Source organism: Aeromonas sp. 2692-1, assembly GCF_013085505.1.
In the GTDB taxonomy this organism is placed as follows: Bacteria; Pseudomonadota; Gammaproteobacteria; order Enterobacterales; family Aeromonadaceae; genus Aeromonas; species Aeromonas hydrophila.
The window spans coordinates 2,574,950-2,591,013 of record NZ_CP038513.1 but is presented as its reverse complement, the minus strand read 5'-3'; the positions used below and the strand labels follow the sequence as shown (position 1 = coordinate 2,591,013).

Below are 16,064 nucleotides of genomic sequence, written 5' to 3'. Positions count from 1 at the left end.
TCTCAATTCTGTCGGCCCATGAGACCGGTTAGCGGCGGATCAGCTGGCCGAGGCACACCTGATAGCTGGCGGCCAGCAGGCCGTCCGGTTGGCGATGGGCTTCATAGGCCTGGCTCAGGCGCTGCAGACGCTGGCGACTGCTCAGTCCAATATGACGCTCGTCATTGACCTGGCTGGCGCCGATCCCCTTGAGATCGCGCAGCAAGCCGTTGAGCTCGGGGTAGCCGAGTGACCAGGTCAGGCTCTCCAGCGTCGGGGCGGCAAAACCACCGGCGGCGATGGCATGCTGCAATTGTGGCAGGCTGAGGAAGCGATTGACATGATCACACTCGTCAACCGTGCGCCAGGCCTCACGCAATTGCCAAAGCGACTCGGCCAGCAGGGTCGAGAACAGCAGCCGGCCGCCGGGTTTGAGCACCCGGTGCAGCTCGGCGAAGGCCTGGGCCGGTCGCTCGCACCACTGCAGCGCCAGGCTGGAGAAGACCCAATCAAACGTCTCGTCTGCAAAGGGGAGCTGCTCGGCATCGCCGCACAGCAGGTGGGCGCCGCTGCCGCGAAGGGCGGCCTGCGCCAGCATGCCGGGAGCCAGATCCAGCCCGGTCAGCTCGCTGCAACGCCCGGCCAACGCCGGCAGGAAGAAGCCGGTGCCACAGCCCAGATCCAGCCCGCTCACTGTCAGATCTGTGCCAACCTGCCTGTCCGGCATCCGCTCCAGCAGTGCCTGCCCCACCTCCTGCTGGAAGCGGGCGTGGGCGTCGTAGTGACGGGCGGCGGCGCCGAAACGGCGGGCAAGCTGGGCCTTGTCGACCGCCTGAAAACGCTCATGCAGCATGCGTCCCCCCTCTCTCGTCGTCCGCCGGGTAGGGGCCGAGGGCATCGAGCAGCCGATCCACGTCCTGTTCGCGGTGAGCGGCGCTCAAGGTGATGCGCAGGCGCGCCGTGCCGACCGGCACCGTGGGCGGGCGAATGGCGCCAGCCCAGACGCCGCATTCGCGCAGCCGCTCGGCCAGTTGCAGGGCTGCACCGCTCTCCCCCACCAGCAGCGGCTGGATGGGGGTAGCGCTGGCACCCAGTTGCCAGCCCAGCGCCTCTGCCCCTTGCCGAAAACGGGTGATCAGCTGGTCAAGCTGGGCGCGGGCCTCGTCGGCGGCGCGTACCAGCGCGATGCTCTGGCGCACGGCGCAGGCCTGGGCGGCGGGCATATGGGTGCTGTAGACATAGTGGCGGGCGAAGTTGACCAGATACGCCACCAGCTCGCGGCTGCCGCCGACAAAGGCGCCAGCCACCCCGAGCGCCTTGCCAAAGGTGCCCATCTGAATGTGTACGCTGGCAGGAGCAACCCCCTGCGCCGCCAGGGTGCCGCGCCCTTGTGGCCCCAATACGCCGAGGCCGTGAGCATCGTCGATCATCAGCCAGTTGCCGCTCTGGGCGGCTAGGGCGGCGAGCTCGCGCCAGGGGCCCTGATCCCCGTCCATGCTGAACACCCCTTCCGAAACAATCAGTCCGCGATTTGGCTCAAGCTGCCGCTCAAGAGCCGCCATGTCGTTGTGACCGAAGCGCTTCATCTTGCAGGGCAGCTGGCTGCCCATCTCCTGCAGGGAGGCGTGGTTGAGTTTGTCCTGCCACAGCAGGTGTTCCTTGCCGAGCAGGGCCTTGAGCACCGCCTGATTGGCCGAGAAACCGCAGTTGAACAGCAGCACCGCCTCCACCCCCAGCCAGTCAGCAAGCGTCTCTTCCAGCTGTTGGTGGGCACGACTGTAGCCAGTCACCAGCGGCGAGGCGCCGGCGCCCGCGCCATAGCGGTCAATCCCCTCCTGGAAGGCGCTTTTGATGGCGGGATGATCGGCAAGCCCCAGATAGTCGTTGGCGGAAAAGTTGAGGTAATCGCGCTCGGCCACCCTGAGCCGTCCGCCACTTGCGCCGTCGGTCGCGATGCGGCTGCGCAGCAGGCCCGCCTGCTCGCGCTCGGCCAGCGCCGCGCTCAACCCAAAGGGGCCCGTGACTGCAGGGCCGTTCATGACCGCGCGGCCCCGGCACGGGGGCGGGTGGCGTCATAAAACATCTCGGTGGGCTCGCTCTGGCGGCTCACCTCCGCCAGCAGCTCCTCTTCTTGGACCTGATCCGGCTTCTGGGCCCGCTGAGCGGGGCGAATGCCGAGCCGCTTGAACAGCTGCATGTCGCTGTTCTCGTCCGGGTTGGGGGTGGTCAGCAGCTTGCAGCCGTAGAAGATGGAGTTGGCCCCGGCCATAAAGCACATGGCCTGCATCTGCTCGTTCATCTTCTCCCGCCCGGCGGAGAGGCGCACGTGGGAAGCCGGCATCATGATCCGTGCCACGGCGATGGTGCGGATGAATTCGAACGGGTCGAGGTTCTCCTGGTTCTCCAGCGGCGTGCCCTTCACCTTGACCAGCATGTTGATGGGCACGCTCTCCGGGTGGCGCGGCAGATTGGCCAGCGCCATCAAGAGGCCTGCCCGATCTTTTGTCTGCTCGCCCATGCCGACGATACCGCCGGAGCAGACCTTCATGCCGGCGCCGCGCACATGCTCCAGGGTATCGAGCCGGTCCTGATAGGTGCGGGTGGTGATGATGTCGCCGTAAAACTCCGGCGAGGTGTCGAGGTTGTGGTTGTAGTAGTCAAGGCCGGCGGCGCCCAGACGCGCCGCCTGATCGGCGGTGAGCATCCCGAGCGTCATGCAGGTCTCCATGCCGAGCCCACGCACCTCTTCGATCATCCGCAGGATATAGGGCATGTCCTTCTCTTTGGGGTTGCGCCAGGCGGCCCCCATGCAGAAGCGGGACGAGCCGTTGGCCTTGGCTTCGCGGGCCCGCTCCAGCACTTTCTCCACCTCCATCAGCCGCTCGGCTTCAAGGCCGGTGTGGTAGCGGGCGCTCTGGGGGCAGTACTTGCAATCCTCCGGGCAGGCACCGGTCTTGATGGAGAGCAAGGTGCTCACCTGTACTTCGTTCGGATCGAAATGGGCACGGTGCACGGTCTGGGCCCGGAACAGCAGATCGTTGAATGGCAGGGCAAACAGGGCCTGAACCTCGGCGAGGGTCCAGTCGTGACGAAGGGCGTGAGCGCCCGCGGTGACAGCATTCATACATGGCTTCCAATTGTTATAAGTGGGATCCTGCGCCGCCAGCTTGCATGGGCAAACACAGAAGCCGCCACCCGGCCTGCACCCGAGTCGGGTTGCACGCAGCCAAGTGGCTGAAATTGTTGGCTAGTGTAGAGAGCGCGCGTAGACTGTCAACACCGACCAGATCAAACAAATTGACAACAGAACACAAAATGACCAATCAAGAATTCGACCTGCACCACGTCTGGCACCCCTATACCTCCCTCACCCATCCCCTGCCCTGCTATGAAGTGGCCAGTGCCAGGGGAGTGACCCTCACCCTCAGCGACGGCCGCAAACTGGTGGACGGCATGAGCTCCTGGTGGGCTTGCGTGCACGGCTATCAGGTGCCGGAGCTCGATGCGGCCGCCACAGCCCAGCTCGGCAAGATGTCCCACGTGATGTTTGGCGGCCTCACCCACGCCCCCGCCGTCGATCTCTGCCGCAAGCTGGTGGAGATCACCCCGGCTGGGCTGGATCGGGTGTTTCTGGCGGACTCGGGTTCGGTGGCGGTAGAAGTGGCGCTCAAAATGGCGCAGCAGTACTGGCACGCCAAGGGGACGCCCAGGGCCAAGTTTGTCGCCCTGCGCGGCGGCTATCACGGTGATACCTTCGGCGCCATGAGCGTCTGCGATCCGGATGGCGGCATGCACGAGCTCTACAAGGGCTTCCTGCCCGAGCACCATTTTGTCGAAGCACCCAGCTGCCGCTTCCACGCCGAGTGGGACGAGCAGTGTGTGTTGGAGCTCGCCACCCTGGTGGCGGACCATCACGAGGAAATCGCCGCCATTGTGCTCGAGCCTATCGTGCAGGGCGCCGGCGGCATGCGCTTCTACCATCCCCGCTACCTGCAGTGGGTGCGCGCCCTGTGCGACGAGTTCGGCCTGCTGCTGATTGCCGACGAGATCGCCACCGGCTTTGGCCGCACCGGCCAGCTGTTTGCCTGCGACTGGGCCGGCATCAGCCCCGACATCATGTGTCTGGGCAAGGCGCTCACCGGCGGCTATCTGACGCTGTCGGCCACGCTCACTACCGAGCATGTGGCTCGCGCGATCTGTGATGGGAAGGCCGGCGTCTTTATGCATGGGCCGACCTTCATGGGCAACCCCTTGGCCTGCGCGGTGGCCAACGCCTCCATCGATCTGCTGCTGGCCTCACCGTGGCAGGAGCGGGTGCGCGCCATCGAACACCAACTCAAAACCGAACTGGTGGAGCTGACCCTGCACCCGGCGGTGGCGGATGTGCGGGTGCTTGGCGCCATCGGAGTGGTGGAGATGAAGGAGCGGGTGGACGTGGCGCGCATCCAGCGCAAGTTCGTCGAACTGGGTGCCTGGATCCGGCCGTTTGGCAAGTTGGTCTATCTGATGCCCCCCTTCGTCATCAGCCCGGTACAATTAACCGTGCTGACCGGCGCCATCACCGCCGCCATCCACAGCGGCGAGTTCTGAGTCAGACGTGGCAGGCCCTGCCCGACCAGGCAGGGTCTTTTGACTCTTTTTCATCAGAATGTGAGCAAGACACCAGACCCGGGCGGCCAAGACGCGTAGACTGCGCGGGTTTTACCCAACAGATGTACCGTTCCCATGCGCCTCTCCATTGCTGCCAAAATCAACTTCTTCCTGCTGTTCATCTTCTCCATGGTGCTGGTGTTCTCCGCCGCCTATCAGGCGGTGCGCGAACGCGACCTGATCCTGACCCTCATCAAGGAGCAGAGCCGCGAGCAGACCGAGGCCTACTTCGACGGCCTCAACATGCTGATGTTGACCGGCAAGATGGATGCCCGCGACACCCTGCGCGGCAAGTTTCTCGAGCACGCCCACGTGGAGGATGCCCGCATCGTGCGCAGCGAGGCGGTGAGCAAGCAGTACGGGGTCGGCCACCAGAGCGAGCAGCCCAAGGACAGGTTCGATGAGCTGGCTCTGGCCGGCAAGGGCAGCCTGGAAGTGGTGCACGACGGCATGCACAGCAAGCTGGTGGTGACCCGCCCGCTGCTGGCCAAGAAGGATTTTCGCGGCACCGACTGCACCAGCTGCCACCTGGTGCCGGAGAATACCGTGCTGGGGGCGGTGCGCTTTGACTACTCCCTCGACACCCTGTTTACCCGGGTCGAGCAGAACATCCTCACCTCGGCGCTGAGCCTCACCGTCATCTTCGGCCTGGGGCTGTTGCTGACCCTCTGGGTCATTCGCACTTGGATCGTCCGCCCCCTCAACCAGCTGACCCGCTCCATGGAGGAGGCCACCGACCTGCACGACTTCGGCCACCGGCTGGAAGGGGATGAAGGGGACGAAATCGGCCGGGTGGCGCTCGCCTACAACCAGATGCTCGACAGCGTGGAGCGTCAGCTCGGCAAACGGTCCGCCGCGCCGATGGAGGGGAGCGAGCTGAAGGCGACAGAGAGAAGAAAAGAGGGCTAGCCCAGGTAGTAAAACAGCAGACTGGCGCTCAGGATCAGCAGCAAGATGGTCAGGTGCACCCGCCCCGTGTCCTCCTGCCGCCGGCAGCGTCGGCGCTCCGCCAGCAGCACCGTCAGGGTCAGCAGGCAGCAACCCCAGAGCCCGTACAGCAGCCAGGGGGTGAGCAGGGGATCCCAGCTCTGGCGTACCTTGACCCCGCCATAGACCAGAAAACCGTAGGCCGTCTGCGGTCTGGCGAAGTGGTAGAGGGAGAGCAGGCCGATGAAACCGCCCCAGCAGAGCATCACCAGCCCCTGCAACACCCGTGTCAGCCGGTCCGGCCCCCGTCGCCGCTCTTTCACGTCCATCCCCCGTTCCATTGGCCCGCCAATCCGCCGATAGGCGCCGAAATCCCCCCAGAGTCCGACATTTTTGCTTGTTTATCAAACCTGCGCGGGTAAGATTGACGGCTTAGTCTGCCATGATGGGCCAAGATTGCCCGGGCCAGACCCCAAGTGTTGCAAATAGCGCTGCAAGAACAAGCTGGAGACAATATTTCGATGACGCACGCATCCGTAGTAGATGTGCTGACCGGTAAGTATGCGGTCGGCACCACCCAGACAGTGAAAGGGTGGATCCGGACCCGCCGCGATTCCAAGGCGGGGATCTCATTTTTGGCCATCTCCGATGGCTCCTGTTTCCATCCGGTACAGGCAGTCGTCCCCAATACCCTGGCCAATTACGAGAATGAAGTGCTGCGTCTGACCACGGCTTGCTCGGTGGAAGTGACTGGCCTGGTGGTCGAGTCTCAGGGCAGCGGCCAGGCGTTCGAACTGCAGGCCACCGACGTCAAGGTGGTGGGCTGGGTCGAAGATCCGGATACCTACCCCATGTCTGCCAAGCGTCACAGCATCGAATACCTGCGCGAGCAGGGCCACCTGCGCGCTCGTACCAACGTGGTCGGCGCCGTGACCCGGGTACGCAACTGCCTCTCCCAGGCCATTCACCGCTTCTTCCATGAGCAGGGCTATCTGTGGATCGCCGCGCCGCTCATCACCGCCTCCGACACCGAAGGCGCCGGCGAGATGTTCCGCGTCTCCACACTGGACATGGAAAACCTGCCGCGCACCCCGCAAGGCAAGGTGGACTATGACAAGGACTTCTTCGGCAAAGAGACCTTCCTGACCGTATCCGGCCAGCTCAACGTCGAAACCTACGCCTGCGCGCTGTCCAAGGTTTACACCTTCGGGCCGACCTTCCGCGCCGAAAACTCCAACACCAGCCGCCACCTGGCGGAGTTCTGGATGGTTGAGCCGGAAGTGGCTTTCGCCGATCTGGAAGACAACGCCGCCCTGGCCGAAGCCATGCTGAAGTATGTCTTCAACGCGGTGCTGAGTGAGCGCCGCGACGATCTGGAGTTCTTCGCCCAGCACGTGGACAAGGACGCCATCGGTCGTCTGGAGCGCTTCGTTGCCTCCGACTTCGCCCAGATTGACTACACCGACGCCATCGAAGTGCTGAAAAACTGCGGCAAGAGCTTCGAGTTCCCGGTCTCCTGGGGTATCGACCTCTCCTCCGAGCACGAGCGCTACCTGGCCGAAGAGCACTTCAAGTCCCCGGTGGTGGTGAAGAACTACCCGAAAGACATCAAGGCCTTCTACATGCGCCTCAACGACGACGGCAAGACCGTCGCCGCCATGGACGTACTGGCCCCGGGCATCGGCGAGATCATCGGTGGCTCCCAGCGTGAAGAGCGTCTGGACGTGCTGGATGCCCGTCTGGCCGAGATGGGTCTGAACAAGGAAGACTACTGGTGGTATCGCGACCTGCGCCGCTACGGTACCGTGCCGCACTCCGGTTTCGGTCTGGGCTTCGAGCGCCTGGTGGTTTACGTAACCGGTATGGGCAACGTCCGCGATGTGATCCCCTTCCCGCGCACCCCGCGCACCGCCGAGTTCTGATTACAGGACGTTGCCTTAAAAGCCGACCTCAGGGTCGGCTTTTTGTTGCCCGTCCGGCTGCCGGACGGCCTTGCCAGCACCACAATTAATCACTCTTGCCCCCCTCCGTCACGCCACCTTGCTGACACACCCGCCCCGCGCCAGCCGTTGAGCCCCATACGCTGCCACTTATTGCCCGCAAAATAACAAAAACGTTAATACGTGGTTTTTATGACGTTAAATCAAAAAGCGATGAGTTATTGAAGTACCTCAAATTTTTGCCCTTTTTTGGCAGGCACAATAAACACTAACCCTTTAGGGCTAAATAAAAAACAGACAATCCCGGTCCATGAGCCCAACACAGCACAGACATGGATTAAATAACGCGAGGTAATGGAATGATCTTGATGGAATTTTTGGTGGTACTCGGCTGCTTGCTGCTGGGTACCCGGTTTGGGGGCATGGGGCTGGGTCTCATCAGCGGCATCGGTCTGTTCCTGCTGACCTTCGTGTTCGGTCTCACCCCGGGCGAACCGCCGGTGCAGGTGATGCTGACCATACTGGCGGTGATCGGCTGCGCCGCCACCCTGCAGACCGCCGGCGGTCTCAACCTGATGATGCAGGTGGCCGAGCGCCTGCTGCGCCGCCACCCCCAGTACATCACCCTGCTGGCACCGCTCACCACCTGGACCCTCACCTTCCTGTGCGGTACCGGCCACGTGGTCTACACCATGTTCCCCATCATCGCCGACATCGCGCTGCAGAAGAACATCCGTCCGGAACGCCCGATGGCGGTGGCTTCCGTCGCCTCCCAGATGGCGATCTGCGCCTCGCCGGTGTCGGTGGCCGTGGTCTCCATGGTCTCCATCCTGGCGGCCGGTCACGGCATCGGTCAGGCCTACAGCCTGCTCGACATCCTGATGGTTGCCATCCCCTCCTCGCTCACCGGGGTCATAGTCGCGGCCCTGTGGAGCCTGCGTCGCGGCAAGGATCTGGACAAGGACGAAGAGTTCCAGGCCAAGATCAAGGATCCGGAGCAACGTGCCTTCGTCTACGGCGGCGGTGAGACCCTGCTCAACACCAAGTTCCCGAAAGAGGCCTACTGGTCGACCTGGATCTTCTTCGCCGCCATCGCCGCCGTGGTAGTGCTGGGGGCCGACGCCTCCCTGCGCCCGGTATTCGAAATGGGTGGCAAGACAGGCCCGCTCTCCATGAACCTGGTGATCCAGATGATGATGCTGATCGCCGGCGCCATCATCCTGATGCGCTGCAAGGTCAAGCCGGGTGACATCTCCAACGGCGCCGTGTTCAAGGCCGGCATGGTGGCGATCTTCTCGGTATTCGGGGTCGCCTGGATGAGCGAAACTTTCTTCCAGGCCCACATGCCGCTGCTGAAAGAAACCCTGGCCCACGTGGTGCAGGCCCAGCCCTGGACCTATGCCCTGGTGCTGTTCCTCATCTCCAAGCTGGTGAACAGCCAGGCCGCAGCCCTGACCGCCATCGCCCCCATGGGGCTGGCGTTGGGGGTGGAGCCCAAGCTGCTGATCGCCTTCCTGCCGGCCAGCTACGGCTACTTCGTGCTGCCGACCTACCCGAGCGATCTGGCCTGTATCGGTTTCGACCGCTCCGGCACCACCCGCATCGGCAAGTTCATCATCAACCACAGCTTCATCATTCCGGGTCTGATCGGGGTCGCCACCTCCTGTACCCTGGGTTATCTGCTGACCAGCATACTGCTCTAAGCAACACGCACCATTCAGTCAGTCCAGCAGGCCCCCACCCGGGGCCTGCTGTTTTGCCCCCTGCCCCATCCCGTTTTGCCAACCGCCCGCACTCTGGGTAGCATGACCCCTCTTTTCTTTGCGGAATCTCCCCCATGTCTCGCGTCATCGTGCTCTGGAGCGGCGGCAAGGATGCCATGCAGGCCCTCTGCCATGCCCGCGAAGCGGGTCATCAGGTGGTAGCACTGGCCACCTTTGCCCCGCCCGAACCCCGCTTTCTGGCCCATCCCCTGTCACAGGTGCGTCGGCAGGCGGCGGCCCTCGGGTTGCCCCATCTGCTGATCACCATCGAAGCGCCGTTCGATCTCGGTTATGAGCAGGGGCTGGCACGGCTAAAAGAGGAGTGGCGCCTGGATGGGGTGGTCACCGGCGATATCGACAGCGTGGGGGGCGCGCCGAACTGGATCCGCGAGCGCTGCCGCCCGCTCGATCTGGCCGTTCACACCCCGCTCTGGCAGCAAAGCCGCGAGGCGTTGCTGGCGGATCTACTGACCCGGGGCATCGTCGCCCACCTCTCCTGCGTCGACACCCGGGTGCTGGCCCCCGAGTGGGTGGGGCGCACGCTCGATGCGGTCACCCTGGCCGAGTTGCAGCAGCTGGCGGCGAGCCGGGGCTTCGATGCCTGCGGCGAGCAGGGGGAGTACCACACCATGGTGACCGACGGCCCGGGCTTTGCGGCGCCGCTGATGCTCGGCCACTGGCAAGTTGCCCGTCAGCAGCAGCTTGCCTACCTACGGGAGGATGAGGGGTAGCGGCGCCGCGCTGTTCGCACTCTCTGCATCGGCAGGACAGATAAAAAACGGGAGGCGATGGCCTCCCGTTTTGCTTGTCTTTGACGCCGACCTATTTGGCCAGCTTGCCCAGCATCCGCTGCAGCAGGCGGATGCGCGGCGCTATGCTATCCAGCAGCAGGAATTCCGCCTCAGAGTGGAAACCGCCCCCCATGGGGCCGAAGCCATCGAGCGACGGCACGCCGGCTGCGGCGGTAAAGTTGGCATCCGAGCCGCCACCGGCCTCCAGCCAGTTGAAGGAGATCCCCTCCTCTTTCGCCGCCGCCTCCACCAGTGCCATCACGGCCTCGGTGTCGCCACTCGGGCGCATCGCCGGCTTGAAGGTCTGGCGATCCACCTCGACCCGACAGCCCGCAAGGAAAGGGTTGTTGGCCATGAAGGTGAGCCGCTCGTGCACCGCCGCCGCCTCTTCGTTGCTCCAAAAGCGCAGGTCCACGATCGCCTCGGCAAAATCCGGCACCACGTTGACGCCGGTCCCCCCTGCACCACCCCCACGTTCATGGTGGTGCCGGTGTCGAGGTTGACCTGCTCGTTGATGGCGAGCACCCAATGAGCCAGCTCGGTGATGGCGGAGATCCCCTCGCTCAGCGCCGAGCCGGCGTGGGAGGCCTTGCCGTGGAAGGTGATGCGGTACTTGGCGTTGCCCTTGCGGGCGCTGATGAGATCCCCGTTCGGGCGGGCCGCCTCGGCCACCAGCACGCAGCCGCTCTGTTTGGCTTTTTCCACCAGCCACTCTTTGGACCAGGGGGAGCCAATCTCCTCGTCGCAGTTGCAGCAAACCAGCACCTTGAGCTTGGCCAGCACGGCCGGGTCCATCTCTTTGAGGGCATACCAGGTGGAGAGCAAGCCGCTCTTCATGTCCGACACGCCGGGGCCAAAGGCCTGATTGCCTTCGATTTTCAATGGGCGCTTGGCGGCTGTCCCTTCCGGGAAGACGGTGTCCATGTGGCCCACCAGCATCACGTCGTAGTGGCTGGCGCCAGGCGCATTGGTTGCCTCGAGGCAGGGTCCGCACTCGGCGGCAAACTGGTGGCGGGTCACCTGCCAGCCGATGGCCTCATATTTCTCGGTCATGATGTCGGCGACCCGAGCCACCCCGGCCGGGGTACGGGTGCCGCAATCGAGATTGATGAGAGGGGCCAGATCCGCCAGGTAGGCGTCCAGAGAAAAAGCGTTGCGAGAGTCTGTCATTGTCATCTCCTGGGACGGAAGGACACACCTCCCGCCCGACGGCCGAATGAAAGGGGCGGACGGCTCGTGCCGTCCGCCGCCCGGTTACATAAACAGCAGATAGTTGAGGGGGAGTGCGGTCACCAGGGCGCCGGCCATGGGCACGCAGGTGCGCTTGACCACCACGAAGGGGGAAACCTTGGCGATGCCCGCACAGGCGATCAGCACCGCCGCGATGGGGGAGACGGTGCGGCCGATGCTGGAGGCGAGCTGCATCGGCAGCAGCATGGTCACCGCCGGCACGCCGAACTTGGCCGCCACCGCCGGCGCCAGGGTGGAGAAGCTCAGGAACGCTGCGTTGCCCGAGCCCATGATGACGGCGGCCACCATGATGAGACCCACCATCACTAGCGTCATCAGGCCGCTGCCGATACCGGCATTGCTGGCAGAGTGCAGCAGGGTGTCGATGGCACCGATGGCCTTGAGGGATTCGGCAAACAGCTCGGCGCAGACGATGAGCGCCACCACAGGGCCGAACACCTTGCCCATGCCGTCGAGGAAGCTGGAAAGCCCGGCGAAGGCGGTGCGCACCGAGCGGGTGCGCAGCAGCTCGCACAGCATGCCGATAAAGACCGACAGCAGCATGGCCACCTCCACGCTGACGCTGATGGTGGTCACCAGCAGCTTGGAGAAGGTCATCATCAGCACGAAGGGGATGATGGGCAGCAGGGCATACCAGGTGGGCGCCGCTACCGCCTCGGTGCCCTGCTCGTCCAGCTCGGCGTGCTCGCCGCGATGCTGGGCCGGATCCCAGCCATCCTGGCGGTCACAGTGCCGCTGCCAGAAGAAGTGCAGCACCATGGTCACCAGCAGCATGGGGGCCACCAGCCAGATCTGGTAATCGACGAAATAGCTGGTGGGATCCATGCCGGATTGGCCGGCGGAGAAGATGGCGTTGGTCTGGGTCGGGCCAATCTCGAACGCCTGGGAAGTGGCGATGACGCCGCAGGCGGAGGCCGGGCTGATGCCGAGGTTGCGCATCACCGGGTACATGGTGACCATCAACAGCAGGCCAAGGCCGGTGGCGGAGGTGACGAACAGGGAGACGAAGACCGCCACCAGGTAGCAGATGGCCAGCATCAGGTAGCTGGACTGAATGCCCGCCACCGGTTTGACCGCCACCCGCACCAGCGCCTGGGAGGCACCGATATGGGACATGTAGGTGGCAAAGCCGGCCACCGCCATGATGGTGAGGCCGAGCCCCGCCGCCCGGTAGGAGAAGATCCCCTTGAACACCTCGAACAGGTCGAACAGGGCGAAGCCGGTGCTCTTGTCGGCGGGCAGAATGGGGTGCAGTCCCAGCCAGTAGGCGACGGTGAAGATGGCCATGCCGGCCAGCGCCAGCACCGCCTGCGGGTTGTAATCCTTGACGATGCCGTAGACCACGGCCAGCAGTACGAGCAAGACGAAGACGAGTTCCAAATATTCACTCCTGATAAAGTTATCGAGGAGCGGAATCTAGTGGTCTGACCGCGCTTTCCCATTGATCCCCGTCAAGAAAGATGGCTTGATCGCATCTCAATGAAACAAAATGCTACACACATAACAAAAAACAGCAATTTAAACTAAAGGCAAACCTTTAGAATCCCTTTGCCACGCGTTCTGGCGAATAACCTCAGGCTTTTTTGCTTTGGATCAACGTCAGGGGCCAGTGAACTGGCCAAGATGCGCATCGACACACAGCGACCGTTTCGCGCCGGAGAGAGTTATGACAGACCGAGCCAACGCAGGCATGACGACCTGCGACTACAAGCTATGGGACATCCTCGTCGAGTCTGCAAAGGAACGCACCACCATTCGTTACTCCAAGCTGGCCAGGCAGGCCGGGCTGGAGAATTGCCAGGATGAGCTGCGCACGCTGCTGCAACGCATCCGCATGTACTGCACCGAGCACCAGTTGCCGATCCTCTCCGCCATCGTGGTGGACGATGTGGGCAAATATACCGGCCTCTCCTCCAGTCTGCCGGACGCCCCCTGGGAACGAGCCAAGGTGTTTGACTACCAGTGGCCGGTTGCGCCCTGAGTCATCCACCCCTCACAATAACGCGCCCGCCGGCGCGTTTTGTACTTCTTTGGGCCCCCTTTTCCTGAACCGCAGGCAAAAAAAACCCGCCGAGACGGCGGGTACTAAGCAAGCAACGCTCTGGATGACCAGAGTAAAGAGTTCAGGCTGTCGAATCTTGCCACCTCCGGCACCACGCGAAAGAGGTAACAGGACAACATGGGTTTGCATAAATCGCTGATTTATCCAAGCTTCATGCTGACCATCGACGGGAAATGAGACTAAAGTGAAGGCCCTGCTTAAGGAAATGATTTATTAGTATTCCATTATGCACAGAATGAATTTACGAGGCGTCGACCTCAACCTGCTGGTGGTGCTCAAGGCACTGCTGGAGGAGCGCAACACCACCAAGGCCGCCGAACGGCTCGCCATGAGCCAGCCGGCCGTCAGCCGGGCACTGGCCCGCTTGCGTCTGCTCTATGACGATCCCCTGCTGATCCGCACTCCCCAGGGCATGGAACCCACCGCCCGGGCGGAGGCCTTGCTGCTGCCGCTGCGGGAGATCCTGCACGACATCGAACAGACCTTCAGCCCCCCCGAGCAGCTCGACCCCGCCCAGTTCGAGGGAGTGCTGCGCATCGGGGCCCACACCTATGTGGAGTATGTGATGATGCCGAGCCTGCTGGCGCGGCTGCAACAGCAGGCGCCCAACCTGCGCATCCACATGGTGCCGCTCAATGCGGACTACGAGAGCCAGCTCGACGAAGGGGTCATCAGCATGGTGATCAGCAAGCAGGACGAGGTGCCCGGTCGTTTTCGCCGCATCCCGCTGTTCGAGGACAAGCTGATCTGCGCCGCCCACCGCAGCCACCCGCTGCAGGGCCAGGTGCTGTGCATCGAATCCTTCGCCCAGGCCCAGCACCTGCTGGTCGCTCCCCGCGGCAGCGAAGGGGGCATCGTCGATGATCTGCTGGCCGCCCACGGCATGACCCGGCACACCCCCTTGATCGTACAAAGCTTTCTGGCGGCCCCCTTCATCCTGCCGTGCGCGCCTCTGCTGCTCACCTCCCCCGCCCGGGTGTTGCGCCCGCTGATGCCGCTGCTGGATCTGGTGGAGTACGAGACCCGCTTCGCCCTGCCCAGCTTCGAGGTGAGCCTCATTCGCCATCGTCGCGACGACAACAATGCCATGCTCAACTGGTTCGAATCCGAACTGCACCTCTGGTGTCGCACCCAGAGCGAGCTCTGATGCCCGCCGGCGCGTCCCGCGCCGGGCACTTTTCCCCTCCCCCCAGGCCCGACCAGCGCCTCGCCCCACCTCTCCCATGCGCATCGGCGTTGCCTTGAGATCGCCACAATGCCAGAATCGGGCCTCTTCTTGATTTCCCGTTTCAGGACTCAAGTTTCGGCTTTCCGGGCCCATGCCCGCAGACAAGGACTCCCCATGGCCACCACCCTCTATGGCATCAAGAACTGCGAGAGGTTAATTATGGAAGAACCACAAAAAAGCCTGAGGTAACCACAGGCTTACTGATTTACTTAAAGCTTGGAAAATCAATTAGAAAGCACCATTCTGGCGTAACGCAGTTGTGAACCCGCTAAACGCTTTTGCATGTGTAGATGAGTTGGATACATCTTTGCTACCTACAGGTGAGAAGCTAGCTACCATGTACTTCGTGTAGGTTGAGACTTTCATCTTCACAAGCTTAGACTGAGCGATCTTTTCGTATTCCTTCGTAGAAATACAGAACCGACGGAGTGAAAAGCTAGGGACAGATACATACATCAAACCAGAGTAGACGGTTGCTCCGAAGTCTGTATGTGCACTACAAACCCGCCCATCAATCATCTGACCATCAGCATTGATTTTCAGTGCTACCACATTCTCTATCTGAGGGTAAATCGCGTCCAGATACACATCCTTACTACCCGAATGCCACTCCAGATTGATAAACAAATTGTACTGTTCACCCATTCCCAGAATGCTATCTACGGATACTATTGTCTTTTCCGCCTCGAAAGAGTCTTTTTTAACAACCACATCTCCGGATGGTTGCTCACTCAGTGACGCACACCCACTTATTAATCCAACTGCCAGCATGGCAGCCCCAAAAACAGCTTTCATCTTCATCCCTAAATTATTGTTTTGATTAGCTAAAAGTGAGGTTTCCCTCACCAAATAATAGTAGTATGGTTATGTATGCAGTATCCGGTGAACACTTGACACACTGATACCCAACCGCTTTGCCACTGATGCCTTAGCGATGCCCTGCGATAGAAGACGCAGCACCTCGTCCCGCTTCTCCATCGCGGTCGGCTTTCGGCCCTTGTAGACCCCTTTTGCCTTAGCCAAGGCAATCCCTTCCGCCTGACGCTCCAGCATGATTTCCCGCTCGAACGTGGCGATAGCTCCGATCATGGTCAACATCAGCTTACCTGTCGGGGTAGCCGTATCGATGCCCAAATTCTGGATCTGCAATGTTACCCCTTTGGCGTGTAGCTGGTCTGTGATCTCCAGCAAGTGCCTAGTGTTTCGAGCGAGTCGATCTAACTTGGTGACTTTTAGCACGTCCCCAGACCGGGCGAACTCGAGCATCGCCTGTAGTTGCGGCCTATCCGTCTTGCTACCGCTGACCTGCTCATGAAAAACTTTTTCACACTCCGCCAGAGCTATCAGTTGCTGCTCCAGCGATTGCCCCGTGGTCGAGACACGGGCATACCCGATGATTGCCATGATGGCCTCCCAATAGGCTCAAGACCCTGCAAGAAAAACGTGTCAAAACTCGAAAACCAACCCGTGTGA

At 62.3% G+C, this 16,064-nt stretch carries 14 protein-coding genes and 1 pseudogene; 7 read left to right on the top strand and 8 right to left on the bottom strand.

The annotated features are described in order from the left end of the window. Positions 1-28 precede the first annotated feature (28 nt). From bioC to bioB, 3 genes are read right to left on the bottom strand one after another with little or no spacing between them, the layout of a single operon-like run. Positions 29-832, bottom strand: coding sequence for a malonyl-ACP O-methyltransferase BioC (gene bioC / locus E5E97_RS12415; protein ID WP_171280330.1), 804 nt, complete (start codon positions 830-832; stop codon positions 29-31). Then, positions 822-2,018, bottom strand: coding sequence for an 8-amino-7-oxononanoate synthase (bioF, locus tag E5E97_RS12410; RefSeq protein WP_171280329.1), 1,197 nt, complete (start codon positions 2,016-2,018; stop codon positions 822-824). The genes bioC and bioF overlap by 11 nt, the downstream gene beginning before the upstream one ends. Further along, positions 2,015-3,103 (bottom strand): biotin synthase BioB, encoded by a 1,089-nt coding sequence (bioB, locus tag E5E97_RS12405; protein ID WP_171280328.1) that lies wholly within the window; start codon positions 3,101-3,103, stop codon positions 2,015-2,017. The genes bioF and bioB overlap by 4 nt, the downstream gene beginning before the upstream one ends. A gap of 191 nt (positions 3,104-3,294) precedes the next feature. On the opposite strand from bioB, the gene bioA reads away from it, so the two are divergent. Together bioA and E5E97_RS12395 are read left to right on the top strand one after the other, a co-directional pair. Continuing rightward, positions 3,295-4,569 (top strand): adenosylmethionine--8-amino-7-oxononanoate transaminase, encoded by a 1,275-nt coding sequence (bioA, locus tag E5E97_RS12400; RefSeq protein WP_171280327.1) that lies wholly within the window; start codon positions 3,295-3,297, stop codon positions 4,567-4,569. Positions 4,570-4,704: 135 nt separating this feature from the next. Next, positions 4,705-5,538, top strand: coding sequence for a HAMP domain-containing protein (locus E5E97_RS12395; RefSeq protein ID WP_076361281.1), 834 nt, complete (start codon positions 4,705-4,707; stop codon positions 5,536-5,538). On the opposite strand, the gene E5E97_RS12390 is transcribed toward E5E97_RS12395, so the two are convergent. After that, the gene (locus E5E97_RS12390; RefSeq protein WP_118881572.1) at positions 5,535-5,885 is read right to left on the bottom strand and encodes a hypothetical protein; all 351 of its coding nucleotides are present in this window, start codon (positions 5,883-5,885) and stop codon (positions 5,535-5,537) included. The genes E5E97_RS12395 and E5E97_RS12390 overlap by 4 nt on opposite strands. Positions 5,886-6,077: 192 nt before the next feature. Between E5E97_RS12390 and asnS the strand changes: the two genes are divergently transcribed. From asnS to E5E97_RS12375, 3 genes are all read left to right on the top strand, one after another. Further along, the gene (gene asnS, locus E5E97_RS12385; protein ID WP_024943841.1) at positions 6,078-7,478 is read left to right on the top strand and encodes an asparagine--tRNA ligase; all 1,401 of its coding nucleotides are present in this window, start codon (positions 6,078-6,080) and stop codon (positions 7,476-7,478) included. Between the two features lie 377 nt (positions 7,479-7,855). Beyond that, complete coding sequence (locus tag E5E97_RS12380; RefSeq protein WP_017410023.1) at positions 7,856-9,199, top strand: anaerobic C4-dicarboxylate transporter; 1,344 nt, start codon at positions 7,856-7,858, stop codon at positions 9,197-9,199. A 134-nt stretch (positions 9,200-9,333) separates the two neighbouring features. Then, positions 9,334-9,990, top strand: a complete 657-nt coding sequence (locus tag E5E97_RS12375) for an adenine nucleotide alpha hydrolase (RefSeq protein WP_118881573.1) — start codon at positions 9,334-9,336, stop codon at positions 9,988-9,990. A gap of 91 nt (positions 9,991-10,081) precedes the next feature. Here the strand turns inward: E5E97_RS12375 and E5E97_RS12370 are convergent. Beyond that, a pseudogene (locus E5E97_RS12370) lies at positions 10,082-10,974 on the bottom strand (M20/M25/M40 family metallo-hydrolase); the annotation flags it as partial. Between the two features lie 330 nt (positions 10,975-11,304). After that, positions 11,305-12,681 (bottom strand): C4-dicarboxylate transporter DcuC, encoded by a 1,377-nt coding sequence (dcuC, locus tag E5E97_RS12365; protein ID WP_171280326.1) that lies wholly within the window; start codon positions 12,679-12,681, stop codon positions 11,305-11,307. A gap of 286 nt (positions 12,682-12,967) precedes the next feature. Here dcuC and E5E97_RS12360 point away from each other — a divergent pair, with 286 nt between their 5' ends. After that, positions 12,968-13,282, top strand: a complete 315-nt coding sequence (locus E5E97_RS12360; protein WP_024943845.1) for a hypothetical protein — start codon at positions 12,968-12,970, stop codon at positions 13,280-13,282. 316 nt (positions 13,283-13,598) lie between these two features. Then, positions 13,599-14,510, top strand: coding sequence for a LysR family transcriptional regulator (locus E5E97_RS12355; RefSeq protein ID WP_171280325.1), 912 nt, complete (start codon positions 13,599-13,601; stop codon positions 14,508-14,510). Positions 14,511-14,819: 309 nt separating this feature from the next. Here the strand turns inward: E5E97_RS12355 and E5E97_RS12350 are convergent, their stop codons facing one another. After that, positions 14,820-15,386 carry a hypothetical protein gene (locus E5E97_RS12350; protein ID WP_043851305.1) on the bottom strand — a complete coding sequence of 189 codons (567 nt, stop codon included), beginning with the start codon at positions 15,384-15,386 and terminating at the stop codon, positions 14,820-14,822. 69 nt (positions 15,387-15,455) lie between these two features. Continuing rightward, a complete protein-coding gene (locus E5E97_RS12345) occupies positions 15,456-15,995 on the bottom strand; it encodes a recombinase family protein (RefSeq protein WP_043851304.1) in 540 nt (179 codons plus the stop codon). Positions 15,996-16,064: the final 69 nt, after the last annotated feature.

Coding starts and splice junctions, on each gene's coding strand:
- bioC (WP_171280330.1), bottom strand. CDS start 832: ATGCTGCATGAGCGTTTTCAGGCGGTCGACAAGGCCCAGCTTGCCCGC.
- E5E97_RS12350 (WP_043851305.1), bottom strand. CDS start 15,386: ATGAAAGCTGTTTTTGGGGCTGCCATGCTGGCAGTTGGATTAATAAGT.
- bioF (WP_171280329.1), bottom strand. CDS start 2,018: ATGAACGGCCCTGCAGTCACGGGCCCCTTTGGGTTGAGCGCGGCGCTG.
- asnS (WP_024943841.1), top strand. CDS start 6,078: ATGACGCACGCATCCGTAGTAGATGTGCTGACCGGTAAGTATGCGGTC.
- bioA (WP_171280327.1), top strand. CDS start 3,295: ATGACCAATCAAGAATTCGACCTGCACCACGTCTGGCACCCCTATACC.
- E5E97_RS12395 (WP_076361281.1), top strand. CDS start 4,705: ATGCGCCTCTCCATTGCTGCCAAAATCAACTTCTTCCTGCTGTTCATC.
- E5E97_RS12360 (WP_024943845.1), top strand. CDS start 12,968: ATGACAGACCGAGCCAACGCAGGCATGACGACCTGCGACTACAAGCTA.
- E5E97_RS12345 (WP_043851304.1), bottom strand. CDS start 15,995: ATGGCAATCATCGGGTATGCCCGTGTCTCGACCACGGGGCAATCGCTG.
- E5E97_RS12390 (WP_118881572.1), bottom strand. CDS start 5,885: ATGGACGTGAAAGAGCGGCGACGGGGGCCGGACCGGCTGACACGGGTG.
- E5E97_RS12355 (WP_171280325.1), top strand. CDS start 13,599: ATGAATTTACGAGGCGTCGACCTCAACCTGCTGGTGGTGCTCAAGGCA.
- bioB (WP_171280328.1), bottom strand. CDS start 3,103: ATGAATGCTGTCACCGCGGGCGCTCACGCCCTTCGTCACGACTGGACC.
- E5E97_RS12380 (WP_017410023.1), top strand. CDS start 7,856: ATGATCTTGATGGAATTTTTGGTGGTACTCGGCTGCTTGCTGCTGGGT.
- E5E97_RS12375 (WP_118881573.1), top strand. CDS start 9,334: ATGTCTCGCGTCATCGTGCTCTGGAGCGGCGGCAAGGATGCCATGCAG.